This window comes from Phytobacter massiliensis JC163 (genome assembly GCF_000321045.1).
In the GTDB taxonomy this organism is placed as follows: Bacteria; Pseudomonadota; Gammaproteobacteria; order Enterobacterales; family Enterobacteriaceae; genus Phytobacter_A; species Phytobacter_A massiliensis.
In genome coordinates, this window is record NZ_CAEO01000173.1 from 1 (window position 1) to 1320 (window position 1320).

The window sequence follows — 1320 nt, forward strand, 5'->3', positions numbered from 1 at the left end:
CGTTGTTCCGACCATCTTGTGAAGTGATTCACGTTGTCGTCTCAACGGAGGCGCATTATAGGGATCCCAACTTTTAGCACAAGTCTTTTTTGGATCTTTTTTTCTGTTTGCTGTTTTTTCACGCTTTTCGTTGAGATCCTGAGCGATCTGCTCAAATTTCAATATGCAAAAGGCTTGCACCGAGTCATTTTTGCTCTCAAAGTCTCTCAATCTCCCCTTTTTAATGAGGTAGCTATGTCTGCGGCAATAAGACCCTATAAAGATCTCTATCCCCAGCAGGGTGCGAGAGTCATGATCGATAGTACCAGCGTGGTAATTGGCGATGTCAGAATCGCAGACGATGTGGGTATCTGGCCGCTTGTGGTTATCCGCGGCGATGTTAACTATGTTGAGATCGGCACGCGCAGCAATATCCAGGATGGCAGCGTTCTGCATGTAACGCATAAATCCGCCGCGAGTCCCGAGGGTCATCCGCTTATCATTGGTAAAGACGTGACGGTAGGCCATAAAGCGATGCTCCATGGCTGCACGATTGGCGATCGCGTTCTGGTTGGGATGGGTTCAATTCTGTTAGATGGCGCAATCATTGAAGATGACGTGATGATTGGCGCCGGCAGCTTAGTCCCGCCGAATAAACGGCTTGAGCGCGGCTATCTGTATGTTGGCAGCCCGGTGAAACAAATTCGCCCCCTTACCGAGGCCGAACTCGAGGGGCTCAAATATTCCGCCAGTAATTATGTGAAATGGAAAGATGAGTATCTCGCTCAGGAAAGCCAGACGCAGCCCTGAGTATCTTCCTGTTGCTGGCGAATAAGCTCTTCGGCTTCCTCTTCAATATCCCAGCGATGTTCACGGAAAATAGCCAGCCATTGGGCTGGCGATTCACCGCCAAAACGATGCGCCAGCGTTGCAGCAGTAATAATGCACAGTAGTTGCATGCCGTTCACCAAAGCCGGAAAACAGACAGCCTGCCGGCTTTCGTCCCACTCTTCACGGTCAGGAAACTGGATGGCCTGATTCATGCTGCCATTTCCTTTTTGAGCGTTTCAATAACAGCTTCAATATCAGGCAGCACGCCATGCCAGAGTAAGAAAGAGTGCGCAGCTTGCCCCACCAGCATACCTAACCCATCAGCACCCTTTTTCGCGCCATGCTGCATGCACCATGCCAGAAAAGGCGTCAGTCCTTTTTGGTAAAACATATCGTAACAATGCAGTTGCTCATGGATAAGCGAGGCGGGAAGTGCGGGAATTTCACCGTCAACGCTGCTTGAGGTTGCATTGATGATTAAATCAAACTCATGTTCCGCCAGCGCATCCA

At 49.9% G+C, this 1320-nt stretch carries 3 protein-coding genes and 1 pseudogene; 1 reads left to right on the top strand and 3 read right to left on the bottom strand.

Features of this window, described 5'->3' with window-relative positions; all coding sequences use genetic code 11:
* Window positions 1-210, bottom strand: a 210-nt coding sequence (locus ENTHG_RS25880; RefSeq protein WP_222860435.1) for a hypothetical protein, incomplete at its 3' end; no start/stop codon positions are given.
* Window positions 211-234: 24 nt separating this feature from the next.
* Between ENTHG_RS25880 and ENTHG_RS00020 the strand changes: the two genes are divergently transcribed.
* Window positions 235-789 carry a gamma carbonic anhydrase family protein gene (locus ENTHG_RS00020; protein ID WP_044171975.1) on the top strand — a complete coding sequence of 185 codons (555 nt, stop codon included), beginning with the start codon at window positions 235-237 and terminating at the stop codon, window positions 787-789.
* On the opposite strand, the gene ENTHG_RS00025 is transcribed toward ENTHG_RS00020, so the two are convergent.
* On the bottom strand, window positions 765-1022 hold the full coding sequence (locus ENTHG_RS00025) for a DUF1488 family protein (protein ID WP_044171977.1): 258 nt from the start codon (window positions 1020-1022) through the stop codon (window positions 765-767). The genes ENTHG_RS00020 and ENTHG_RS00025 overlap by 25 nt on opposite strands.
* Window positions 1019-1320: pseudogene (locus ENTHG_RS25615) on the bottom strand (shikimate dehydrogenase); the annotation flags it as partial. The pseudogene ENTHG_RS25615 and the gene ENTHG_RS00025, both read right to left, overlap by 4 nt.